The following is a 23658-nucleotide window of genomic DNA, read 5'->3' as shown; positions in this document are numbered from 1 at the left end:
TTACAGAATCCTCACAAACAACGACTGATTTCTTCATCTAAAAAATATACATTTGTATAGCCGCTATTGACTAAATCACTTCCTAATAAAGAAACCGTATGCCCACTATAACAATTCAATAAAATCTTTTTGTCTGCATTGTTGTTTAAAAGGGTTTGCAACTCTTCTTGTGTTGTGATATTTACCGCTCCTTTTAAATGTCCATCCATAAAATCTAGCGGCATTCTAATATCCACAATCACCCACTCTTGTGTGCCAATAACCTTTGGTAAATCCTCTTTAAAAATTGCTTGGGCTAAGCTTTGATGATTTTTCCCATAATATTGCATCATTCTCCTTGATTACTTTTGCATTTTACTTAAGAAAGTATAATCCCTATCAACAAAATAACTCTTTAAGATTCCAAAAATGCCACAACACCAAAAATTATGCTAGAATATCCGCTTTAAAAGGTGCGTTATGAAAACCCTAACACTTGCTAGTATTTATGAAATTCAAGGGCATCGCCACGAGGCTGCGGAGATTTATAAAGCAATTTTAGAAGAAGACCCCAGCAATACAGAAGCCAAAATTGCGCTAAAACGCCTAGTTAGCAACCGCAAAAACTACGGAAAAGCTAACGAAGACATGCTAAGCTTATTTATTCAGATGGATAGCAGTGTTGAGTTTAACGAATTTGAAAGGTGGTTATTGCAATTATGGAATTAAAAGAAGCGATTTTACAAACCTTAGCCGAGATCGATACAAACGCGGAATCGTCGGATTCCAAACCCGCTTTTGAATCCCAAGCACTAGAACGGGATGCGCTTTTAGATGTACTTCCCTCCAAACAAAATGACAAAAGTATAGACACACAAAGCCCTTACACACGCAAAATTGAGAAGCTAGAATTCAAAAATACAGAAGAGCTAAAAGCGTTGCTAAGTAAGCATTATTTAGAAGAGGAGAAATTTTTAAACGCTCTACAAGAGAGAATCCTCGTGCTATTTGAAGGCTTACAATCGCCAAATAACCGCAATATAGAAAGCAAGGTTGATATGGTTCTAAACTTTTTAGAATACACTCTAGCCATTATTGATGAAAAAAAGAATAAAAAATGAATAAATTTTATTTATTTACTTTTGATTTACTATTTGTGTTTATAATTTCGCCATCTCAACGGGATGAGTTGAGAGACAAGCTTAACGCAAAGTTAGGTTTGGTTTTCCTTTTAGGAAATGTATTTCATCCACTCCTCCTTTGTTTAAGGACACTTAGTGTGAGTAGGTTCTTTGAAAATATTATTTTTTCTAGCAGGTATTTTCCTAGATTTTTATTTAACCCCCTAAAATACCCAATCCTCCTTTTTGTTAGGAAGATACCATGCTAGAAGTGTTAATGATAGAAGACGATTTAGAGCTTGCGACCATTCTTAGTGAATACTTGAAAGCTCATGATATTAATGTAACAAATTATGATGAACCATATACTGGTATGAGTGCAATAAGCACTCGGCATTTTGACCTCCTTCTTTTAGATCTAACACTCCCAAACTTAGATGGGCTGGAAGTTTGCAAGAAGGTCGCGAAAGAAAAGCGTATCCCAATAATAATCTCTTCTGCAAGACACGATATAGATGATAGAGTCTTAGGGCTAGAATATGGTGCTGATGATTATATTCCAAAACCCTATGATCCTAAAGAACTCATCGCAAGAATTCATAGTGTCCTTCGTAGATATAACTTAACAAAAAACCTAGATAATACAGAAATCTCTATTCTTCCTTTTCGCCTTGAGAAAGGGAGTAGAGAAATCTATTTAAATGGCGAGCTTCTTGAACTAACCAAAGCCGAGTATGAAATTCTATGCTTTATGCTAGAAAATGTAAATCAAGCATTAACGCGTGACTCTATTGCAACACATGCAGATTCTATTAATCCAGATTCTAGCAATAAAAGCATTGATGTCATTATTGGACGTTTGCGCTCCAAAATTGAAAAAAATGGCAAGAAATTTATATTCTCTGTGCGTGGAATTGGCTATAAACTACAATTAAAAAATGATTAAAAACTCCATTATTGTCAAAATTTCCATTTTATTTGTCGTGGCAATCATCGGATTAAGTGCATTTTCTTACTATTTTATCCGCGAAGAGATTCATAAAGAAAACCTAGAAAACCAACTAAAATATAATCAATTTTTAGCTACAATAAACCAACTTGTGCGCTTTGGAGGTAATGTGGATTTGATTGAAAAATACCTCTATGAGCTAGGACTATGGCAAATCCAAGACGAAAATGTGCTAGAAAAGTTTGAAAATCATCTAACTCCAAACTTAACAAGCGGAATCATTGCCAAAATTATCAAGCAAGAAAATGGTGTGTATTTATTCCTCCAAACCCCAACAGAATGGAAGCTCTATGGTGATTTGCATAAAAACAAACTCTTTAACTACTACCTCATCACATTTTTTGCATTTTTGGTTGTTATCTTTTTATTTGTCCTTGTGATTAAGAGTATCTTACCCCTTAAAACCCTACGCAAGGAGATTAAAAAATTTGCTAATGGGCAGACAAATATTAATTGCAAAATTAACCAAAATGATGAAATCGGCGAACTCTCACGCGAATTTGAAAATGCGGTAGAAAAAATTAATGCACTTAATCAATCGCGTCATTTGTTTTTGCGCGCCATTATGCACGAACTAAAGACGCCTATTACAAAGGGTAGAATTACAGCAGAAATGATTGAGAATTCTGTGTATAAAGAACGTTTGTGTAGTGTGTTTGACCGCTTAAATTCTTTAATTAACGAATTTGCTAAAATTGAAGAGCTTAGCTCACGCAATTATTGTCCAAATAAGCAAAATTATACGTTAAAGGACATTTTACATCAGGCTTTTACAATGCTACTTTTAGATGAAACACAAATCCAAGAGTTTTTTATCTTGCCTAGTGAAAATTATGTTTTACATTGTGATTTTGAAATGCTAACTTTAGCTGTAAAAAACCTGCTAGATAATGCACTAAAATACAAAAGCAGAGGCAAAGTAGAATTACGTATTAAAGGGAGTGATTTAGAGATTCTAAACTTTGGTGCTCCCTTGCCCTACACACTCAAAGACCACTCTAAACCATTTTTTAAAGATACAAAATCCAATAAAAATGGTGGGCTTGGGCTTGGAATATATATTGTAAAAAGCACACTAGAATCGCAGGGCTTAGCCATTGATTACACACATAGCAATGATGTGAATATTTTTACTATAAAGGGTGTGCTTGCCCAAAATCTAAAATAAAGGAATCTTATGTTTAAACGTTTGCGAAGAGTTAGACTAAATAGCATTGTACGTAACCTCGTTGAAGAAAACAACGTGCGCACCCAAGATTTGATTTACCCTCTTTTTATCGTCCATGGAAAAAATATCAAAAACTCCATTGCAAGCATGCCAGATGTATATCAACTTAGCATTGATAATGCACTAAAGGAATGTGCTGAACTAGAATTGCTAGGTATTAATGCAGTAATGCTTTTTGGAATTCCATCTCTCAAAGATAGTGTGGGTTCTGAAGCATTAAGCGAACAAGGAATTATTGCTCAAGCCTTGCGTGCAATTAAAGCGCAGTTTCCGAATCTTCTACTCTGTGTAGATTTATGTTTTTGCGAATACACAGACCACGGACATTGCGGAATCCTAAACCCAAAACTTCAAAGTGTGGATAATGACTTAACACTAGAAATCTTAAACAAACAAGCACTTATATTAGCAAAAGCCGGTGCGGACTTGATTGCCCCAAGCGGAATGTTAGATGGAATGATTCTATCCTTGCGACAAGCCTTAGATAATGCGGGATTCTCTCATATTCCGCTAATGAGTTATTCTACAAAATTTGCTAGTGGTTATTATGGACCTTTTCGTGATGTCGCACAAAGCACACCAAGTTTTGGAGATAGAAAAAGCTATCAGCAAAACCCAGCAAACCGCAGAGAAGCTATATTAGAAAGCTTAGAAGATGAAGCACAGGGGGCAGATATTTTAATGGTAAAACCCGCTCTTGCTTATCTTGATATAGTGCGTGATATTAGAGAGAAGAGCCTACTTCCTCTAGCAGTGTATAATGTTAGTGGGGAATATGCAATGTTAAAACTTGCCCAAAAGGCTGGACTAATTGATTATGAGCGCGTATTAATGGAGACGATATTAAGCTTCAAACGTGCTGGGGCGGATATTATCATCACCTACCATGCAAAAGAGATTGCAAAATTACTTAAAGTTTAAAGTAAAAATATTTGTTATTGCATAAATTTAGAATCTAAAACAAACCCCTAAATAGATAATTGCAATTACAAACTTATAATACAAAATTTTAAATAGATTCCATACTAATTTTATAACACAGAATCTAAATCATAGATTTTACAGGAGCTAAAGGGATTTCAAACTTTTTCTTAAGAAATCCCTTTTAGTCTTTTGTCTCTTACAGATTTTAACTTTCTTTAAACATTCTATTTGCGAGTTTTTTTGCTTTAACCGCACGTTCTTCTTGTTTTAATGAAGAATAGAGCGTATTTGTATGCTCCTCTAACATTTTTTGGCTATTAATAAGTTTTTCATTTTCCTTTGGGTTAAGTTTTTTGTATTCTCCATCAGCACATAATTCATGCGCTTTAGCATTGTCCTCACTTTGGATTTTTATGATTCTAAAGAGTTTGTTAGCTAACTCATCATCAAAAACAGGTGTCATTAATTCCACACGGCGCTCTAAGTTTCGCGGCATTAAATCAGCACTTGCAAAGTAGATTGGCACTTCTGCATGTTTAAAATAATAAATCCTTGCGTGTTCTAAATATTTGCCAACAATGGAAATCACACGAATATTCTCACTCACACCTTTTATCCCCGGTCGCAAACAGCAAATTCCACGCACAATTAAATCAATCTTCACGCCTGCATTAGAAGCTTTATAAAGTGCTAAAATCACATCGGTATCCACCACAGAATTCGCTTTTAAGACAATATGCCCTTCGCTCCCCATTTTTGCCTCATTCTCAATTAAATCTAAAATTTTTGATTTGATTTGTAAAGGTGCTGCAAGCAACACATTAAGTTTAGATTTATGAGAAAATCCAGAGAGATTATGGAAGAACTTTGTAGCATCTTGCGTAAATGCACGCTTAGAGGTCATAAAACTAATATCTGTATAAATTTTGGCTGTGCTAGGATTGTAATTTCCTGTGCTTAAATGCACATATTCGCGCAATTCCTTGCCTATGCTCTTAATCACCAAAGCAATTTTTGCATGTACTTTAAGCCCGGGCACACCATAAATCACATGCGCTCCAGCAGATTCCAATGCTCTAGCCCAATGCAAGTTATTTTCTTCATCAAATCTTGCTTTTAATTCCACTAATGCTGTAACTTGTTTGCCATTTTCTGCTGCTTCAATAAGTGCTTTTACAATGGGCGAGTTTTTACCTACACGATAGAGAGTCATACGGATAGAAAACACATCGGGATCTTTTGCTGCACTTTGGATAAAATTCACCACAGGGTCAAAACTCTCATAAGGTTGAAAGCTTAAAATGTCTTGACTATCTAGCACAGAAAAAATATTCGCATTAGAATCTAGTGGGGGCAGAATCTTGGAAGTATAATTTGGGAATGTAAGTTTTGCAAAATTTTTATTTCCCACAATCTCCCAAAGAATATTAGAATTCATAGGCACTTCACATTCATAAATATCCTCTGGAGTAACTTGAATGTATTGCGTGATAAAGTTTTTTAGCTCCTCATCATCAGTTTTTCCAATTTCTAAGCGGATAATCTCTCCTTTTCGACGTGATTTTAGCCCCTCTGTCATTAAAGCCATAAAATCATCACCCTCTTCTTCTTCAATCTCCATATCTGCATTTCTTGTAACCCTAAATGCAGTCCAACTTAACACTTTGAAGCTCGGAAACAGCTCATTTGTAAATTCTGCCACAATAGAATCGGTGTAAAAATAAGTATCGCCTAAGCGCACAAAACCCGGAAGCATTCTTGAAATGCGTGTCATTCCAAACTTAATTTCACTAGGATTGTCTAAATTTTGAAGTTTTAATGCTAAAACATAACTAAGGTTATTTAAGTGTGGAAAAGGGTGTGTCGCATCCACAGCAATTGGCACGACAATAGGATAAAGATGGTTTAAAAAATACTGCTGCAATTCTTGCTTTTCTTGCTTATTGCCTTGTGCATAAGTTTTAATGTGTAGCCCAAGCTTACCAAGCTCTCCTTTAATCTCAAAATAACAAGCCTCCAAGCACTTTTTTTCAGCTTTTAAATAACTTCTAATCTGCTCTAGCTGGTCTTTTGGAGTAAGCCTATCAGGACCACTCTCTGTAATATATGCGCTATAAAGACGTTTTAATCCTGCAACACGAACCATATAAAATTCATCTAGATTTGTGCCATAAATTGCGATAAATTTAAGGCGCTCTAAAAGCGGATTATTAGAATCTTGCGCCTCACTTAAAACACGCGTATTAAAGCGCAACCAAGACAATTCGCGGTTAATAAAATTAGTAGCTTTATTTAAAGTCGCTTGTGACATTTCAACCCCTTGTGTTTAATGTAGATTCGCTTCATTATATAGAGAATTGCGTTAAATTTGCCTTGAAAAATTACAGAATCACTAGAATTTGTAAGCTTTAAGTTGCTTTTGTGTATTATTGCACTAGAAATTTGTGCGGGATTAAAGATGGATAAACTAAATTATGAAGATTCTGGCGTAAATATTGCTGAAGGGAACGCTCTTGTAGAGGATTTAAAAGGACTTGTGAAGCAGACTTTTACCCCAAATGTGTTAGGTGGGCTTGGCTCTTTTAGTGGCGCATTTTTACTTCCTAGTGGTTACAAAGAACCTGTAATTTTAGCCGCTACTGACGGCGTTGGCACAAAACTAAAACTCGCTATTGATAGCGGAATCCTAAACTCTGTTGGAATAGATCTTGTTGCAATGTGTGTTAATGACTTAATCTGCAACTTTGCTACGCCAATGTTTTTTCTAGACTATTATGCCACAGGAAAACTTGATAGAAATGTGGCACTGCAAGTTATTAGCGGAATCACAAAAGGTTGTTTAGAGGCACAATGCGCTTTAATTGGTGGAGAGAGTGCTGAAATGCCCGGAATGTATAGGGACAAGGACTTTGATTTAGCAGGATTTGCAGTAGGGGTTGCAGAACGTGCTGTTGTAGAACGCCCTTTTCAAACAAATGTAGGCGATGTGCTAATTGCGCTTCCAAGTAGTGGAATCCATTCTAATGGCTATTCTTTAGTGCGCAAAATCCTAAAAAAACACAATATCACTTTAGATTCCAACTTTGAGGGCAAACCACTCATTGAAACGTTACTTACGCCCACAAGGATATATGTCCAAACCTTTAAAAAACTCCAAAACAAAATTAAAGCTCTAGCCCATATCACAGGAGGCGGATTGATTGAGAATTTACCGCGTGTGCTACCAGAGGGCGTATGTGCAAAAATCATAGAAAAAAACATTCAACAATTGCCTATTTTTGAAATGCTCTGTTATTACATCCAAGATACAGAGAGATACAGAACTTTTAATATGGGCGTTGGAATGGTGCTTATCACAGACTCTAAAGATGCAGATTTTGTCGCTAAAGAATCTAAGGGTTATATCTTAGGCACACTTGAACATGGCAAAAAAAGTGTCGCGTTTGTGTAAAATTACGATTTTTTGCTATAATCCGATTTCAAAATATTAAATAAAGAGAAATTAAGAAATACCAAAATGCTTGAAAGCTTCAAAAAAATTCTAAAAGTTTATCCTTTACCCGTTTTTGTATTATTGCTAACCTTTGTAGTGTATTACTCTGCTTTTGAATTACTAAAGAAAAAAGAATCCACGCAAAACCCTATATCTCTAGAAGAGTCCATGCAAAACATTGCAAATGTAGAGAATCCACAAGAGGCAGAAGCAGAGAGAGAAGCGCAAACACAAACCCCTCAAATTACCACAGAAGCACCACTAACAACGCCCCAACAACTTCCAGAAGCTAAGCCCATTGTTTATCTAACAAGTGCTGTAAAATCCCTAAATATCCGCAAGGATACAAGCACACAATCCCCCATTGTCGGCAAATTCACACCCACACAAATGGCTATAATCCTTGAAGAAAAAGAGGATTGGATTTTGCTTGCGGATTCTAATACTAGAGAGCCTATTGGTTGGGTGTTAAAGCATTTTGTTAAAGAAGTAGAAAACCCTGAAAATATAGAATCTAATGCGAATTACAACATTGCAGAATCTAAAGCACTAGAAACAGAAATTCCACTAAAAGTAGAAAATTCACAGCAAAGAGCACTCTATACTTCTAGAGTGTCAAGTTTAAATATCAGAGAAACCCCTAGCACAGAGGCTAAAATCCTAAACAAGCTCACACCAAATGATGCAGTTAGCATTGTAGAAGAGAGTGGAATTTGGGTAAGAATTCAAGATTTCAATGCTAGTGGTAAGGACGGATGGGTTGTCCGTCGCTCTTTAATCTTACGCAATTAAACTATGCAATTTGCAGTCATCGGCAATCCTATCGCCCACTCACTCTCGCCCATTTTACACAACCATGCATTTAGCTCCTTAGGAATAGCGGGATTTTATGGGCGCTACTTACTTCAAGAAAACCAATCTTTCTACCATCTAAGAAGTTTGCACTTAAAAGGAGCAAATATTACTGTGCCTTTTAAAGAAATCGCCTTTAACTCCTGTGATGAAGCTTTTGGGATTGCATACGAAATTCGCGCAATAAACACCATTGTTTTTGAAAAAGGCAAAATGCTAGGCTACAACACCGATGCACTAGGATTCTATCTTTGCATAGAAAATTTAGCATTAAAAAACGCATTAATTATCGGTGCTGGAGGCTCTGCAAAAGCCGTTGCACATATCCTAAAACAAAAAGGAATCTCTGTTACGCTAATTAACCGCTCTAAAGAGCGACTAAGGGATTTTTGTGATTTTGAATGTGCCACATTTGATACATTTACCCCAAAAAATACCTATGACCTCATTATTAATACTACACCAGCTGGACTTACAAACAATGATCTTCCCCTAAAAAAAGAATTCTTAAGCCCTCTACTTAAAAGTGCGAGCTTGGCTTTTGATTTAATCTATGGCAGAGAAACACCCTTTTTAACACTTGCAAAATCCCTAGACATAGCAACTTCTGATGGAAAAGCTATGCTAATTAACCAAGCAATTTTAGCCTTTGAAATTTTTATGGAATCCCAAAATATCGCATTTGATCCAAAAATTTTACGCCAAAGCATGCAAAATATCCTCTAATATACAAACAACGTCTATAAGGAGAGCAGATTGCACACAATCATTACTTCCCGTCACTTTGAGCTAACCGAAGCAATGAAGAACTACATTTTAAGCCTCACACAAAGCCTTGAAAAATATCAACTTGATATTCTAAACACACGCATTGTTGTAACCTACCAAGAAAAAAAGGGCAGCAAAAAGGGTGAAAAAAAGAAAAAACGTTCCTTTAGTATTAACATTACACTTTCTCTAGCGCACTCTAACACACCTGTAATCAACCAAACAGATAAGGATTTTTATGTTGCTGTGGATTTAGCTATTAGACGTATGCACAAGATTTTGCGCCGCTACCACGATAAACAAAACAAAAAATTTGCCACTCCAACAGAAGACTTAGTTACAATAACAATCTTACGCAAAGAAGACATGGCAAACAAAGGTAAAGATGGAATGCTAATGCATTAACCTTTAGATTAAAGATGCTCTAAAATGCTTAAAAGCAGCTTCAATTAGAAACTGCCAATAAACGATGGTCAAGAAATAACTTCTATCAAGCAAGACAAATACCATATAATTTTTACTTAAAGGGTCTAAAAATTGAAAATGTCTTTTAAAGGCTTTTTCATTGTCTATAAGCAATTTCTCCATGCAAAGATTGGTCTAATCCATTTTCTTCTTGAGTTTCTTCTACGCGTAAAGCAACAAAACAACACATTACTTTTAAGATAACATAACTCACGATTGCAGAGAGCAGAAAACATGCTAAAACCGCTACTAATTGCACAAAAAGTAAATTAAAATCTCCACTATAAAATAATCCCTCTCCTATGGCTTCTTCACGAACAATCGCATTAACAGAGCTTGTAGCAAAAAGTCCTGTAGCAATACCTCCCCAAATTCCACCTATTCCGTGCAACCCAAAGGCATCCAATGTATCATCATAACCAAATTTACTCTTTAAAAAACTGATAGCAAAAAAACAAATGGGCGAAGCCAAAAAACCTATAACAATACTTGCAAAAGGTGTTACAAATCCTGCTGCAGGGGTAATGGCAACGAGTCCTGCTACAATGCCAGTGATACTCCCTAAAAGTGTTGGTTTGCCATATTTTGTCCATTCTATAATCATCCAAGATAGCATTGCTCCTACCACAGAAAAGTTTGTTGTAATAAAAGCATTAACAGCAACAGAATTCACACTTAAAGCACTCCCTGTATTAAATCCTAACCAGCCCATCCAAAGCAAAATCGCCCCAATAAATGAAAGAGGCAAACTATGCGGCAAAAGACCTCTTTTAAATTTCCTCTTTCCTAGCATAATACAACCTATAAGTCCAGCAACTCCAGCGGCAATATGGACGACTCCTCCCCCTGCAAAATCCAAAGAACCAATCTTCATAAGCCAACCTCCTCCCCATACCCAATGCGCTAAAATATCATAAGCTAAACTGCTCCAACATAAAATAAAAACCAAAAGCACACCAAATCGCATACGCTCCACTAATGAACCTGTAATAATTGCCGCTCCAATAACCGCAAAAAGCATTTGAAAGAAGACAAAAAGTCTCTCGGGTATGTTTCCTACATAAGAATAATTCGTATCAGTTAAAAAGATATGGTTTAAACCCCCAATAATCCACCCCTTATCATCGCCAAAGGCTAAAGTATAGCCTAGTATAATCCACTGCAACGCAATCAAAGCATAAAGCATTGTGCTATTTAATATCGTATTTAAGGTATTATTGCGATTTACCATACCTGCATAAAACAAACCCAAAGCTGGCGTCATTAACAAAACTAAAGCCGATGAAGCAATTACAAAGAGAGTATCCACTGCAGAAATTTCTCCTTCTGCTCCAAAAGCAAAGCCACCACTTAATAAAATAATCCATAAACTTTTCACCTTTTCTCCTTATATAGCATCAATTCCCTCTTGTTCTGTGCGAATCCTAATAACATTTTCTAAAGGATAAAGAAGAATTTTTCCATCTCCTGTATTACCTGTATTAAGAGTTTTTTTAGCAATATCTATAATATTATTCACAAGAGTTTCCTTAGCAATAATTTCTACACGAATCTTTGGAAGCAAATCAATAGTCATCTCACTTCCTCTATACACTTCGGTTTTACCCTTTTGATTCCCTGCTCCCATAACATTACTAACGGTCATTCCCTTAATTCCTTTTTGCGCCAAAGCATCTTTTAAAATATTAAGCTTTTCAGGGCGCGTAATAATTTCAACCTTAAAAATTTTTTCCATAGAATCTCCTTTCTTGGAATGCAAAATTATAAATAATTAAAACTTAACTTAAAATAAATAATTATTTTTTATATTTAAGTTTTTAATTATAAAATAACCACAATAAAACTATCACCCCCATATTCCTAACTTTTTAAATTTCTTAGAAAATCACGATACAAACAAATTGATATTCTTTATAAACAAAATCTTTTAGCGCTAAACACTGGACGAGAATACATTACTTTTTTGAATAATTAAAAATCTTTGAAAGAATAATTTTAAAGGAATTTGTAGATTTATAAATGCTACTTTTGTAATTTCTTAGTAAATATTATTTTATTTAAAGAATATTTACTTTTAAAATTGGTAATATTTAGGCACACTTTTTGCTTGATATTTAACAAAATGATACTTAGGGGTATTGAATGCATATTAATAATCAAGCAAATATTTATTCTGATTATAGAAACTCTAGTGTTTTATTAAACAGAAGCGCAAATTCAACAATAAAAAACAAAGAGCAAAAAGTAGAGCTTTCTGATGCTGAGCTTTTAAAGCAAGTGCGTGAGTATAATAATTATCCTGTGCTTTATTCCTTTTATGATAATTATGGGCTCCGGCAACCATGTCTTGTTTCTCAGACATTTGTGATGACGATATATGCTTCAAGCACACATATATTAATACAAGAAATAGAAACAAAAGCAGCAGAATTGTCAAAGACAGCAACGCCAACTAAATATAAATACGAACAATCTTTGAGATTTTTAGAGCAACAAATGGATAAGATAATGGCAGAAATTGCAAGAGAAAATTATGATGTAATCCAATTAGCAAAACGAATTCTAAAGGTTGAATTTGCCGCAGGACAAGCACCAATATACTCACAAGAAGAAGAGGACTTCATATCTAGCAGATGCACGGTGAACTATGCGAGTTTGCTATACATTATGGGCGCATATCATTTCAGGGAGTTTAGAGAATCCACCAGCTATGAAACTCTCACAAGAACAAGCAGATCGCCTAGCTCTTAGTCATTGGAGTTATTCATCTCCAGAACATACTTATAGTCTATTCTTCTCGCATGTAGATGACATCAATAGACTTTCACCACAACAAAAAGAAGAGATTATAGAAGCTATAGCAAAAATGCAAGTCTATGAATATGAAAATGGGGTGCAAATTTATAATGCTGTGTTAAAGAAACATGCATTTAGAGATTGGAAAGTTTTGTCGCTCATAGACCAACCATTTGATGCTCAATCTTTTATAATGCTAAATTTTGCTTCCAACTTTGATTCCACCCAAAGCATTTTTGAAATCCTAGAACAAAAAGACAAACTAGAAAGAGAAAATCAAGAACTAAAAGAAGAATCAAAAAAGCAACAAGCCTTAAAAGATTCTGGAATCTCTAATACGACTTTTATTAAAACAGATTCTAAAAGTGATTCTATAATGCAAATATTGCTTAAGGATTCTAAAGATTTAAAAGAGGCTAAATCTATTTAAAAACCTCTCACTAGGAAACTCCAAATCTTTTATACTGGGTTTAGAGTTTTCTTTATCTGTAATAATTAAAGCAAATCCCCCTTCATGATTCCTATCCCAGATAGAATAAAACTCTTTCTTTGTTGCAATGTATTCTCCAAAGTTTGGGTCAAGAACTTTAATGAAATCTCCTTGATAATTTATAATCACTACAAAATGCGGAAATCTAGGGTCATTTTCTATTCTAACTAGTAAAGGATAAGAAGTTTGCTCTAAAACTTCTCTTTTGAGTTGGAATCCTTTTGTCCTATATCCTAGAGTATTTGCTGTTTGTTGTAATTCTTTAAAGCTTAACATATCTGTTTTTTGGTTTAAGAGATTTAATATATCTTGTTCTGCGTATTGCTTAAAGGTAAAAAGATTTAATAATGTCGCTAAAGCAGAAGCCCCGCAAGATTCTTCATATTGTTGTCTAATAACATTTTGATTATGTAGCTCTTGGAGAGATTTAACAGAGAAGGAGAAGCAAAAATTGATTGAGCATAGAACAATAAAAATAGCTTTATTCATCAAAAATCTTTGGGAGCAATTTTTAGATTAAACTTCTTTTTGTTACCTTCAGAATCCCTAAACATATCATTGTAGTCTAAGTTTTAAGCATCAATTTTTAAGATTTCTGCAGATTCTAGGGTAGTTTGTCTGCTTTCTAAGTTTTGTGCTAACTCTTGCACGATAGCAATAATATCATCTTCAAAGTTTGGATTCTTGAACAAATTATCTTTTAGTATTGTTTCATCAAGTTTTGTAAGTTTATGAATTGCTTGAAATGTGGAATCTTGGGCTATATCTCGTGTAGAAGTAGAATCTGTTTTTGTTAAAGATTTCTCATTGAAGTGTTTTTCTGTTTGCTCTCCATTAAATTTTTCTTGAATTTTTTCTTGAATTTCGCCTAAGACTTCTTCTTTTTTAGGAGATTCCATAATTTTTTTGAAAACTGCTTCTATGGAATCGTTAGCTTTTACATCACCTATTAGCAGATCGGTCTCATTAAGCATTTCATTTAGAATTTCTTTAAGCTGCTTGTCCCATTCCTTGAAAAAATCCATAATCGTGTCAAGGACTAATGAGGGGTCATAACCACCACTTCCAGATTCAGTGAATTCTTTTAAATACTCAAGAACATCTTTCGTTGATGCGATGTCTCCCCACTTGATACGACCATCCATATTTTTATCATATTGCAAAGTTTGATTAAGTTCATCGGCGATAGTATCTCCCATTTTGAATCTACTACCTTTATCGGAATTACTAAACTCATTAGTTGTTTTATACCGCAAAAATTCTGTTGGATAGATAGAATTTCCCGAAACAAACCCGCCTATACCAAAAAAAGAAGTTGTGTTTTTCTTCTCTTCCGCACTTAGGATTCCATTAAAATCAGCATCAGCTTTCAAATAGCCTCTTTTATAGGCAATATCTCCATACCAACCGCTTACAAACTCCTCTGCTTTACCATTTAAAATAGACTTGCCATTACCGATGCTTTCTACTGCGCTATCACCAAAGATATTCTGTATTTTTTTAAGGTTCTCCTCTGTGAGCTTCGCCCCGATAATCTCACCACTTATTATGTCTCTAAAATAAATATTAGAGATGTCTCCATCAACTTTTGGAATAGACCGTTCTTGTAATTTTGTCTCATTAAAAGATATTTTAGGAGACTGATAAACAGTTAAATTTCTTAATTTCGTAGCAACACTGTTGAGATTCCCATTGCCAAAATCATACATTATTTCCCTTATTTTAATAATTAATGGTAAGGTGGTTTATACCATTTCATAAACGCATTTGAATAAATTGCTTGATTATTTGTCTGTGGTCTTATATTTGCATTGTAATTATTACTAAGTGGCATAGTAACATAGGTGTAACCATAATTTGTGCCAAGATATCGAATTCCCCCCACAACCTTACGCATCTCCTCATCGTTTAAAACCCTAACCCCTAAAGAGCTTTCATTTAACTTACCATGTGTTGCAAGAGAGATTAAATCTAACTCTTCTGCATAGGAGATACTTATAAATCCAAAGCTTAAAAAGACTCCTAAAATCAGCTTTTTCATTGTTACCCCTTTTTTCTTAACCCTAATTTTTAAATTATAATCTGCCAAAACTTAAAAATAAAATGCAAAATATTTTTAACTTTTGCTTTTTTTAAAAAGTGTTACACAATCACTCAAAGAATCTTTTATGTATCCTTGCTTTTTTGAGAATCCTTAAGCAATGTTTGCATTATAGAATCACTTTTAGAATCTGTTTTAATAAAAGTTGTATTAGAGATTCCAGAATCTTTTAAGGCTTGTTGTTTTTTTGACTCTTCTTTTAGTTCTTGATTTTTTCTTTCTAGTCTGTCTTTTTGTTCTAGGATTTCAAAAATGCTTTGGGTGGAATCAAAGTTGGAGGAGAGAAAAGCAAGGAGTTCATCGGGCTTTTGATAAGAAATAGAGAAGCCAATGCCATCTAAAAATATATTCATTAGCATAGGGCATTCGTTAAAGGTGATAACATAATTTCCTACTTTAAAGGAAGTGTCTATGCTGCCACTTTGATTATACAAATATCTTTGCGCTACTTGTAAAGATTCTTGAATCTTAGCTTTGCTAGATTCTGAAATCGTTCCACATATCTCTGTAATATCAAAAAATTCCTTTAAAGAATGGGCAATAGATAAATTAGAGGCACTATACTCATTTAAAATTCCATCGCGGACTTTCTCTCCTTTTCTAACTTCCCCTGCAAACTCATCTGTGCATGCTTCTCCTACTAATTGTTGCAATAAATCTTGATTTGGATTGTTTTTTATCTGCGATAATAGCCCTAACAATTCCTGTTTGGTATTTTCTCTATTTTTTAAGTTTCTATTAATTGTGGCACCAAAATCTAATAAACATTTATTAATTTTCCATCTCTTGTATTAAATCATTTATCACTTCATTATATTTGTATTCTATTGGCAATGGAATGTCTTTTAGATTAGTTAATTTTGCATAAACGATTCTAATTGCGCTATGCTATCGCCTTGCACACTTGCTAACTCTCTATAATAAGAATACTCAAGGTAAAGTTTGATTTGCTCTGTTGTTTGATTGAGCAAATCTTGGACTACCTCTTTTGAATCTTTTTGTGCGGAATCGCAATTTGCTTGATTACTCCTTAATTCATTGATAAAGAGCAAACAAAATTTGTGCTAAATCTATTACCTGCGATAATTGGTATAGCAATAGCATTAATTTTATTTTTATTTTTGCTAAGTTATATGGGATTTAACCATCTTGAAAATATCTATATTATAGGTTTTAATTGTAAGAGTGTTTGCTTAGGCTATTTTAATTAATTTGGAATGAAATTTGCTAAGGATTGCATAGGAGGTTACTATGCAGCTTAACACAATTTCACATTATAAACCCCTAGAAATACAAAGTGATTATTCTGTTTCTAATGCTCGTAGAGAAATTTATATACAATCCTTGCAAAATGAATTAAAAAAGTCGGGGGTGGCTACGCAGAGTAGTATCCCTCTCCCAAATCTTAATATACAAACGCATTCCTATTTGACTTCAAATACTACTAACCTCCTTAGCTTCAAAAACACATTGGAGCAAGAACAAACTCTAGCTACAAAGGCAATAAGCCAAATGCAAGATTTTTTAACATTGCCAAATTTATCGGAGATAAACAAGAATCTTAATGCAAAAGATTCTAAAAATACTTTTGAGGGATATAGTGTAGATAAAAATGGCTTTATGGGAGAAGATTTTAATAAAGCAGCGGGCTTACCAAGTGATTATAAAATTCATAAAGAGACACTAGATAAAATGTATGCAAAATATGTAAAACCAAATACAATGCTTATCCCAAGCGAAGCAAGTAAGCATTTTACTCTTAAAAATGGTGTGTATTATTCTAGAAACTTACCACTTGCCAATGGACAAAGCCACTTTGACAAGCTTGATATTGCAAGCGTCTTTAAATGGGCTTACTCTCAATTAGAACCTTTAGCTAAAGATTTCACAAAAGATTTCTATACCATTAAAGAGTTAAACCAATATTTTCCAGCAGGTATCGCCTATGATAGCCAAAACAATGCAACAGGAGAAGTTACATTAAAACAGGTTTATCACTCTCAAAAAGAATTGGAATCTGCTTTAGAGAAAAATAAATCTTTATCTACATTTGCACTGGATAATGGGGCTAAAAATTTGTTTTGCTCCCTTGATAAAAGCAGTCCTATTCATAAAAATGATTTTTATCTGTGTGACGAAACCTATAGTATTTCAAAATATATTAATGATGACAAAATCTCAAAAGAGGGACTATTGATAGCCTTTATAGCGCAACAGGGGGCAGTATTCAAGGCACAATCCCCTGAAACAATAAAAAGTGAATATCAAAAAAGCTGGGAAAAGTTTGAGCAGTTTTATTATGGTGGAGATAGCATAAAAAATTATAGTGCAATAAAAGAAGGTATTTTAAGCACCAATGATTTTATACAATCTAGCATTGAATGCAATATGTGGCTTTATTACTATTTTATGAAAGGCAATAAAGAACCACATTTATTGCCTGACAATATTGATATAAGCAATTTTTTAGAATGGGAATATAAGACTCCTAATGCTATGCAATTAGCCTTACAAGACAAAGCTTTTATGGAATATGCAAACAGCACTATCTCATCTATCATATAGATTTTTATAGATTATAAGCTTGTTGTGTCATCTGTAATATTTTGTATAACCATAAGTCCGCTCAAATTTCTTTATAAATGGTTGCCTAATAACCCTATTTGTGCGATTATCTCTCACTTCTAGCCAACTCTTTTGATATTTTCCCGAATAAGACCAAGGATACTTCAAGTGGTATCTATGCACTAGATAAAGCGACTCTACATTTGGATTAATTGCCTTAATATAATCACTATACAATGGGCTACCAAAAGATTCGGTAATTAAATAATAATTATTTGAATACAAATTATATATTCTCTCGGTTTTAACATACGAAATTGCTCCCCCCACAACCTTACGCATCTCCTCATCATTTAAAACTCTAACCCCTAAAGAGTTTTCATTTAATTTACCATGTGTTGCAAGGGAGATTAAATCTAACTCTTCTGCATAGGAGATACTTATAAATCCTAAACTTAAAAATAAAATGCAAAATATTTTTAACTTTTGCTTTTTTTAAAAAGTGTTACACAATCACTCAAAGAATCTTTTATGTATCCTTGCTTTTTTGAGAATCCTTAAGCAATGTTTGCATTATAGAATCACTTTTAGAATCTGTTTTAATAAAAGTTGTATTAGAGATTCCAGAATCTTTTAAGGCTTGTTGTTTTTTTGACTCTTCTTTTAGTTCTTGATTTTTTCTTTCTAGTCTGTCTTTTTGTTCTAGGATTTCAAAAATGCTTTGGGTGGAATCAAAGTTGGAGACAAGAGGATTGTCAGGTTTTAGGAATGTTATTTGGACTGCTACATTGGAGTAAGGTTCAAATGGCTCCCCTCCATCCCAAGAAATAACCGCATTCCCTAGTTTAAAAGATTTATTGCCTAAAAATCCACCTTGATTTAGGGCATAGACTTGCATATTCTCTAAAGCACTTCCAATCTTGCTTTTTTGCTCCTGACTTAGCATACCCAATCCATCTGCAAAATGAAAAAAAGCGCTGACATTGAATGCCAATAATGAGGATTCAATCATGTAATTAAACATAATGTCATCAAAATCATTTAGCTTTGTTCCATTCTCCAAACTAGAAAGAGCTTCTAAGGCTGCACTTCTTTTTTGCATATATATATCCGTTGGTGCACGAAAGTTTTCTTTATCTCTGCCAATCATTAAATAATATGCAAGTAGATTCTTTAACTCTTGATTGTTTTCATCTTGCTTAATCCCTTGTATCAAGATTGTATCCATTTGCTTAGATAGGAAATCCAAATCTTGCAAAAATTCATCTTCACTTGGCATAGGTTTGTTTGCAAGTTTTTTTTCAATTTTATCAAATAAAAAAGTTCCCTCTACAGCTAAGTCAGTATTAACAATAAGACTATGATCAATAAGATTTTCCCTAAGGGCACGGGGATAATCACTTGTTATGTAATTTAATTTTTGCCTTGCTTCATCATCACTTAAAGTTTGCTGTTTTGAATTTTGTGTTGCATTTGCTACGCTACCTTGCATATACAAATGGGCATTTGTAACAGATGAGACCAACATTCATTTTCTCCTTATTAAATCCTATCTGAAATATTTAATATTACTTTTATCTGATTTTATCCAATCTCTTACTTGATTGAAATTTTTAATTTTACTTATGACATTGTTTTGAAAATTAATTGTTTTGACATCACTTGAATTATTGTTGTTAATTTTTACAACTTCAGTTGTGATTCTATTTGTTCTAAAATCATAAGTGGTTGCGACCGCTGCATAGTAATTTGAGCCAAGATTAAAATAGGGAGAATCTCTTGCATCTAATTCAACTTCATAATAAGCTGTATAATAGATATTCTGTCCAAAATTGCTAACTATGCCATAATCCTTTGGGATTCTACCGCTTAAATAAGCTCCCCCCACAACCTTACGCATCTCCTCATCGTTTAAAACCCTAACCCCTAAAGAGTTTTCATTTAACTTACCATGTGTTGCAAGAGAGATTAAATCTAACTCTTCTGCATAGGAGATACTTATAAATCCTAAACTTAAAAAGATTCCTAAAATTAGCTTTTTCATTGTTACCCCTTTTTTTAACCTTAATTCTTAAATTATAATCTGCCAAAACTTAAAGATAAAATGCAATCATAGCAATCTATAATGTCAGTTAACAAAGCATTTTTAAAACTTCCATAAACTTAAAACTTCTTCCACAAACTTATTGTAAAAACGCTATCAGGAGCAGATGAGCTTCCACCAGCAGTGCCAGATACGGAAATAGCAGTATCAGAATTTATACTATAAGTTGCGCCTAAAGAAAATGTAGGAATGGAATAGGAATTTGAAGTTTTTCTGCCTTCAAATTTAGAACTTGTTTGGTATCTTTGCCCTAATCCCGCATCTAAAGAAATCTTAGGACTTAGAATAACAGACATATCAAATCCAAAATTAATACTATTGCCATATTCTAATTCTCCATAATCAAAGTTTCTATTTGCATTATAAATTCCACCAATATAGATAGAGGATACAACAGGATCAGAATAGTTTTTTAATGCAAATTGTGCAGAAAAAGATTTAAAAGTAAAGTTTTTATTCTCGTTAAAGTGTTTTTCTCTTTGAAGTATTCCACTTTGTAATGTAACTTGTGGGACAAATACACCACCAATAGAATCTCCTGTATAAATCCCACCAATCCATAAAGAATCAAAATCAAAACTTCTTTCAGTATTGTAAGAAAACCCAAAATTACTTACATATTCATTTTGTTTATAGCTTCCATTACCAGCTATAAGAATATCAAATTTAGGTGCAATGGTATAGATAAAAGTTTGATTAATAGAGAGTTGTTTAGTATCTGTCCAAGTTTTTGTATCAGGTTGTGCTAGAAGTGTTGGATACATATTATAAATATAAGCATTACCACTACTTAAATAGCTGATACTTGTAATACTTCTTAAACCAATTTGTTTTTTAAAAAGTGAATCTAAAGTAATAGGATCAGAGGCAAAGCTAAGTGAAAATAAAATAAAAATAGAGAGTAAAATCCTTTTAAACATAGTGTTCCTTTTTGTAAAGTTTATCAAAGTATTATCCATACAAACTAGCAATAAATATTCCACTTTTATTAATTCTTTTGTTATAATCCATATAGAATATTTTAATAAGTAGGGTTACAACTATGATGAAAAGTTATTATTAACTTTATTGTTTAGTTTAGGATTTATAAGTATCTCCTATGCAGAAGAGTTAGATTTAATCTCCCTTGTAACACATGGTAAATTAAATGAAAACTCTTTAGGGGTTAGGGTTTTAAATGATGAGGAGATGCGTAAGGTTGTGGGGGGATTGTATGAAATTGGCAATCGTGTTATAACTCCAACTTTAGTATCAAAATATTATATTGTGCAAAATAGTGATTTAAATAATGATGGTGGATTAATTAGAGAAGCTAAGAGATTTATCCCTTATTGCTGCTTCTAGCAGGACACTTAAAGTGTTAAATCACAAATATAAATTAGGAGATTTTATGGAGAACATTAACTCAAATATCACTCCACTCAATCATACTCTATTTACATTATCTAGTGATTTTATTGTTCCAAGCAACTCCGAGAGCTTTGCAGATATGTTAAGCAAAGGCGGAGAGGAACTAAAAAGCCCAATGCCACTTCTAGGGGACAAACTAGATCCAAATGATTACCAAGAAGGTTTAAAGAATCTAGCACTAGCACAAATGAGAGATTTACAGAGGCTCTAAATACAACGCAAAGGAATGCTTTTTGCTTGCAAGGGATTGCAAATAAGGAGAATATTATGCTATCTAATGTAAAAACATTTCTTACAAACCCCTAGCAAACCCCTAGAAATACAAAGTGATTATTCTGTTTCTAAACCTCTTAGCAGAAGATTTTCTAATCCTCTTAGTCTTGTAAAAGTATGTTTGAAAACTTTGAGTTCAGGTTGAATTCCTCAAATATTACAAAATCCTAGATGTTTTGTTAATTTTGGATTCCAAAAATGTGAAATCCAAAATTACAAGAAGCAAAAGGTTGTATGCTAAAACGCGAAATCTAGAATATAAAAGCTACAAAAGGGGATTCCAACTTCTAAAGCCCTCTAGCGATTATCAATTTTCTCTGGATATAAGTCGTGGTTTAGTAAGCGGTATTCTGCCATTTGTGCGTATTTGGTGTTTGGAGTTCCATAGTTCGCATAAGGGTCAATGCTAAGCCCACCGCGCGGAGTAAATTTCCCCCATACTTCTAAATAACGTGGCTGCATAAGCTCCACTAAATCGTTTAGAATCGTATTGACGCAGTCCTCGTGGAATCCACCGTGGTTGCGGAAGCTAAAAAGATAGAGTTTTAGGGATTTGGATTCCACCATTTTAAGCGCAGGAATATAACTAATGTAGATTGTCGCAAAATCTGGTTGTCCTGTGATTGGGCAAAGGCTTGTGAACTCTGGGCAATTAAACTTTACAAAATAATCACGCTCTTTATGTTTGTTTTCAAAAGTCTCCAAAATGCTTTTGTTGTAGTTAAATGTATATTGTGTGTCTGCACCCAAATGTTTTAGAGATTCCATTTGCGCTCCAAGATTTAACCAAAAAATGGCAGTTTTAGCGAAGCACTAATTACGATTGCATTGATAAGGTCAATGAAAAATGCCCCAACAAGTGGAACAACAATGAATGCTGTGTGGCTTGGTCCATAGTGTTGTGTAACGGTTTGCATATTAACCATCGCTGTTGGTGTAGCCCCTAGTCCAAATCCACAATGCCCTGCGGCAAGAACAGCTGCATCATAATCTCTTCCGCAGAATCTAAAAGTAACAAACACTGCATAAAGCACCATCATTACAACTTGACAAGCAAGAATAATTAACATAGGAAGAGCTAAAGAGACGAGTTGCCAAAGGTTAATTGTCATTAGCGCAAAGCTAAGGAATAACGACAAGCTGACATTTCCAATCACTGAAACTTCTCTATCAAAAACTTGATGCACTTTTGTTGCTTGTAAAACATTGCGTAAAATTACCCCAACAAATAAGCACCAAACAAATGTCGGCAATGTGAAGCTCTCACCCTGAAAGAGTTTTTGGGCTTCTGTTCCAACAAAAAGCGCAATGACAATGAGCGCGAGAGATTCTATAAAAGAAGTCGCCGTAATTAAGCGCTCTTTTTCTGGTTTTTCAAAGCCTGTTGGCGCTTCTTCTTGCACACTTGCTTGAGGAAGCGTTAGGTTATGTTTTTGGATTAAGTAGTGTGCCACTGGTCCGCCTATGATTCCACCCATTACAAGTCCAAATGTCGCACTTGCTATGGCTACTTCTGTTGCTGCGCCAAAGCTATAAGGTGGATTTTTGAAAATATCCGCCCAAGCAGCACCTGTTCCATGTCCGCCACTCATTGTAACAGAACCACCTAATAGTCCAATTGCTGGATCGACTCCTAAAAGTGTCGCTACACTGATACCTACAATATTTTGTAGGAATAATAACCCTGTTACAATAAATAAAAATCCTATTAAAAGTTTCCCCCCTTTTTTTAAGGAAGCAAAATCTGCGCTTAGTCCAATGCTCGTGAAAAATGCAAGCAATAAAGGATCTTTCAAAGAGCCATCAAATTTTAATTCAATGCCTCCATAAGCGTAAAGAATAAAAATCAAAATTGCCACAATGATTCCACCAATTACGGGTTCTGGAATATTATAATCACGCAAAAACTTACTGCGATTAATGATAAATCTCCCTAGAAGCAGAACAAAAACCATCATAAGTAAAGTTGCATAAAAATTAAATGTCAATGCCATAAAATTACCTTCTTGTGTAAATGAATAGGTGTTATTTTAGAGTAGTATTTATTAGAATAGTATAAGGAGTTAAAGATTCTGTGTGT

At 34.0% G+C, this 23658-nt stretch carries 29 protein-coding genes; 14 read left to right on the top strand and 15 right to left on the bottom strand.

The window, feature by feature from the left end:
• Positions 1-11 precede the first annotated feature (11 nt).
• Positions 12-329 carry a rhodanese-like domain-containing protein gene (locus tag K4G57_RS06165; RefSeq protein WP_221532707.1) on the bottom strand — a complete coding sequence of 106 codons (318 nt, stop codon included), beginning with the start codon at positions 327-329 and terminating at the stop codon, positions 12-14.
• 130 nt (positions 330-459) lie between these two features.
• On the opposite strand from K4G57_RS06165, the gene K4G57_RS06160 reads away from it, so the two are divergent.
• The 5 genes from K4G57_RS06160 to hemB all read left to right on the top strand — a co-directional run bounded on the left by K4G57_RS06160 (position 460) and on the right by hemB (position 4258).
• On the top strand, positions 460-708 hold the full coding sequence (locus tag K4G57_RS06160) for a tetratricopeptide repeat protein (protein ID WP_221532706.1): 249 nt from the start codon (positions 460-462) through the stop codon (positions 706-708).
• Positions 699-1100, top strand: a complete 402-nt coding sequence (locus tag K4G57_RS06155; protein ID WP_221532705.1) for a CiaD-like domain-containing protein — start codon at positions 699-701, stop codon at positions 1098-1100. Before K4G57_RS06160 ends, K4G57_RS06155 begins: the two co-directional genes overlap by 10 nt.
• A 262-nt stretch (positions 1101-1362) precedes the next feature.
• Positions 1363-2046 (top strand): response regulator transcription factor, encoded by a 684-nt coding sequence (locus tag K4G57_RS06150; RefSeq protein WP_221532704.1) that lies wholly within the window; start codon positions 1363-1365, stop codon positions 2044-2046.
• Complete coding sequence (locus K4G57_RS06145; protein ID WP_221532703.1) at positions 2039-3277, top strand: ArsS family sensor histidine kinase; 1239 nt, start codon at positions 2039-2041, stop codon at positions 3275-3277. Before K4G57_RS06150 ends, K4G57_RS06145 begins: the two co-directional genes overlap by 8 nt.
• Positions 3278-3286: 9 nt before the next feature.
• Positions 3287-4258 (top strand): porphobilinogen synthase, encoded by a 972-nt coding sequence (gene hemB / locus K4G57_RS06140; RefSeq protein ID WP_221532702.1) that lies wholly within the window; start codon positions 3287-3289, stop codon positions 4256-4258.
• A 208-nt stretch (positions 4259-4466) separates the two neighbouring features.
• Here the strand turns inward: hemB and K4G57_RS06135 are convergent, their stop codons facing one another.
• Entirely contained in the window at positions 4467-6572 is a 2106-nt protein-coding gene (locus tag K4G57_RS06135; protein ID WP_221532701.1) for an RNA degradosome polyphosphate kinase, read from the bottom strand.
• A gap of 147 nt (positions 6573-6719) precedes the next feature.
• On the opposite strand from K4G57_RS06135, the gene purM reads away from it, so the two are divergent.
• The 4 genes from purM to hpf all read left to right on the top strand — a co-directional run bounded on the left by purM (position 6720) and on the right by hpf (position 9779).
• Complete coding sequence (gene purM, locus K4G57_RS06130) at positions 6720-7712, top strand: phosphoribosylformylglycinamidine cyclo-ligase (protein WP_221532700.1); 993 nt, start codon at positions 6720-6722, stop codon at positions 7710-7712.
• A 66-nt stretch (positions 7713-7778) separates the two neighbouring features.
• Positions 7779-8546 carry an SH3 domain-containing protein gene (locus K4G57_RS06125; protein ID WP_221532699.1) on the top strand — a complete coding sequence of 256 codons (768 nt, stop codon included), beginning with the start codon at positions 7779-7781 and terminating at the stop codon, positions 8544-8546.
• Positions 8547-8549: 3 nt separating this feature from the next.
• Positions 8550-9332 (top strand): shikimate dehydrogenase, encoded by a 783-nt coding sequence (locus K4G57_RS06120; protein WP_221532698.1) that lies wholly within the window; start codon positions 8550-8552, stop codon positions 9330-9332.
• Between the two features lie 30 nt (positions 9333-9362).
• Positions 9363-9779 carry a ribosome hibernation-promoting factor, HPF/YfiA family gene (gene hpf, locus K4G57_RS06115; protein ID WP_221532697.1) on the top strand — a complete coding sequence of 139 codons (417 nt, stop codon included), beginning with the start codon at positions 9363-9365 and terminating at the stop codon, positions 9777-9779.
• 157 nt (positions 9780-9936) lie between these two features.
• Here the strand turns inward: hpf and K4G57_RS06110 are convergent, their stop codons facing one another.
• Entirely contained in the window at positions 9937-11157 is a 1221-nt protein-coding gene (locus tag K4G57_RS06110) for an ammonium transporter (protein WP_221532726.1), read from the bottom strand.
• A 69-nt stretch (positions 11158-11226) separates the two neighbouring features.
• Positions 11227-11574: a P-II family nitrogen regulator gene (locus K4G57_RS06105; protein WP_236033287.1), complete on the bottom strand. Its 348-nt coding sequence runs from the start codon at positions 11572-11574 to the stop codon at positions 11227-11229.
• A 407-nt stretch (positions 11575-11981) separates the two neighbouring features.
• Here K4G57_RS06105 and K4G57_RS06100 point away from each other — a divergent pair, with 407 nt between their 5' ends.
• A complete protein-coding gene (locus tag K4G57_RS06100) occupies positions 11982-12590 on the top strand; it encodes a hypothetical protein (protein ID WP_221532696.1) in 609 nt (202 codons plus the stop codon).
• Positions 12550-13065, top strand: coding sequence for a hypothetical protein (locus tag K4G57_RS06095; protein ID WP_221532695.1), 516 nt, complete (start codon positions 12550-12552; stop codon positions 13063-13065). Before K4G57_RS06100 ends, K4G57_RS06095 begins: the two co-directional genes overlap by 41 nt.
• Here the strand turns inward: K4G57_RS06095 and K4G57_RS06090 are convergent.
• The 5 genes from K4G57_RS06090 to K4G57_RS06070 all read right to left on the bottom strand — a co-directional run bounded on the left by K4G57_RS06090 (position 13042) and on the right by K4G57_RS06070 (position 16278).
• Positions 13042-13614, bottom strand: coding sequence for a C39 family peptidase (locus K4G57_RS06090; protein ID WP_221532694.1), 573 nt, complete (start codon positions 13612-13614; stop codon positions 13042-13044). The genes K4G57_RS06095 and K4G57_RS06090 overlap by 24 nt on opposite strands.
• Before the next feature lie 83 nt (positions 13615-13697).
• Positions 13698-14834, bottom strand: coding sequence for a hypothetical protein (locus K4G57_RS06085; protein WP_221532693.1), 1137 nt, complete (start codon positions 14832-14834; stop codon positions 13698-13700).
• A 20-nt stretch (positions 14835-14854) separates the two neighbouring features.
• Positions 14855-15166: a hypothetical protein gene (locus K4G57_RS06080; RefSeq protein WP_221561813.1), complete on the bottom strand. Its 312-nt coding sequence runs from the start codon at positions 15164-15166 to the stop codon at positions 14855-14857.
• A 125-nt stretch (positions 15167-15291) separates the two neighbouring features.
• A complete protein-coding gene (locus K4G57_RS06075) occupies positions 15292-15927 on the bottom strand; it encodes a hypothetical protein (RefSeq protein WP_221532247.1) in 636 nt (211 codons plus the stop codon).
• 153 nt (positions 15928-16080) lie between these two features.
• Entirely contained in the window at positions 16081-16278 is a 198-nt protein-coding gene (locus tag K4G57_RS06070; RefSeq protein WP_221532248.1) for a hypothetical protein, read from the bottom strand.
• Between the two features lie 199 nt (positions 16279-16477).
• On the opposite strand from K4G57_RS06070, the gene K4G57_RS06065 reads away from it, so the two are divergent.
• Positions 16478-17791, top strand: coding sequence for a Cj0814 family flagellar-dependent secreted protein (locus tag K4G57_RS06065; RefSeq protein WP_221532249.1), 1314 nt, complete (start codon positions 16478-16480; stop codon positions 17789-17791).
• 27 nt (positions 17792-17818) lie between these two features.
• Here K4G57_RS06065 and K4G57_RS06060 read toward each other — a convergent pair whose 3' ends face one another.
• From K4G57_RS06060 to K4G57_RS06045, 4 genes are all read right to left on the bottom strand, one after another.
• The gene (locus K4G57_RS06060) at positions 17819-18133 is read right to left on the bottom strand and encodes a hypothetical protein (RefSeq protein WP_221532250.1); all 315 of its coding nucleotides are present in this window, start codon (positions 18131-18133) and stop codon (positions 17819-17821) included.
• A 187-nt stretch (positions 18134-18320) separates the two neighbouring features.
• Complete coding sequence (locus K4G57_RS06055) at positions 18321-19319, bottom strand: hypothetical protein (protein WP_221532251.1); 999 nt, start codon at positions 19317-19319, stop codon at positions 18321-18323.
• A gap of 21 nt (positions 19320-19340) precedes the next feature.
• A complete protein-coding gene (locus tag K4G57_RS06050; RefSeq protein WP_236033246.1) occupies positions 19341-19835 on the bottom strand; it encodes a hypothetical protein in 495 nt (164 codons plus the stop codon).
• A 119-nt stretch (positions 19836-19954) separates the two neighbouring features.
• Complete coding sequence (locus K4G57_RS06045) at positions 19955-20815, bottom strand: hypothetical protein (RefSeq protein ID WP_221532252.1); 861 nt, start codon at positions 20813-20815, stop codon at positions 19955-19957.
• 148 nt (positions 20816-20963) lie between these two features.
• Between K4G57_RS06045 and K4G57_RS06040 the strand changes: the two genes are divergently transcribed.
• Both K4G57_RS06040 and K4G57_RS06035 read left to right on the top strand, forming a co-directional pair.
• Positions 20964-21239, top strand: coding sequence for a hypothetical protein (locus tag K4G57_RS06040; RefSeq protein ID WP_221532253.1), 276 nt, complete (start codon positions 20964-20966; stop codon positions 21237-21239).
• A gap of 46 nt (positions 21240-21285) precedes the next feature.
• Positions 21286-21516, top strand: a complete 231-nt coding sequence (locus K4G57_RS06035) for a hypothetical protein (RefSeq protein ID WP_221532254.1) — start codon at positions 21286-21288, stop codon at positions 21514-21516.
• Positions 21517-21875: 359 nt separating this feature from the next.
• On the opposite strand, the gene queF is transcribed toward K4G57_RS06035, so the two are convergent.
• Together queF and gltS are read right to left on the bottom strand one after the other, a co-directional pair.
• A complete protein-coding gene (queF, locus tag K4G57_RS06030) occupies positions 21876-22346 on the bottom strand; it encodes a preQ(1) synthase (RefSeq protein ID WP_221532255.1) in 471 nt (156 codons plus the stop codon).
• Positions 22347-22360: 14 nt separating this feature from the next.
• The gene (gene gltS, locus K4G57_RS06025; protein WP_221532256.1) at positions 22361-23572 is read right to left on the bottom strand and encodes a sodium/glutamate symporter; all 1212 of its coding nucleotides are present in this window, start codon (positions 23570-23572) and stop codon (positions 22361-22363) included.
• Positions 23573-23658: the final 86 nt, after the last annotated feature.

It is taken from the genome of Helicobacter turcicus (assembly GCF_019711685.1).
Taxonomy (GTDB): domain Bacteria; phylum Campylobacterota; class Campylobacteria; order Campylobacterales; family Helicobacteraceae; genus Helicobacter_D; species Helicobacter_D turcicus.
Note: the sequence above shows the minus strand (reverse complement) of the source record. Positions and strands in the feature narration are given on the sequence as shown.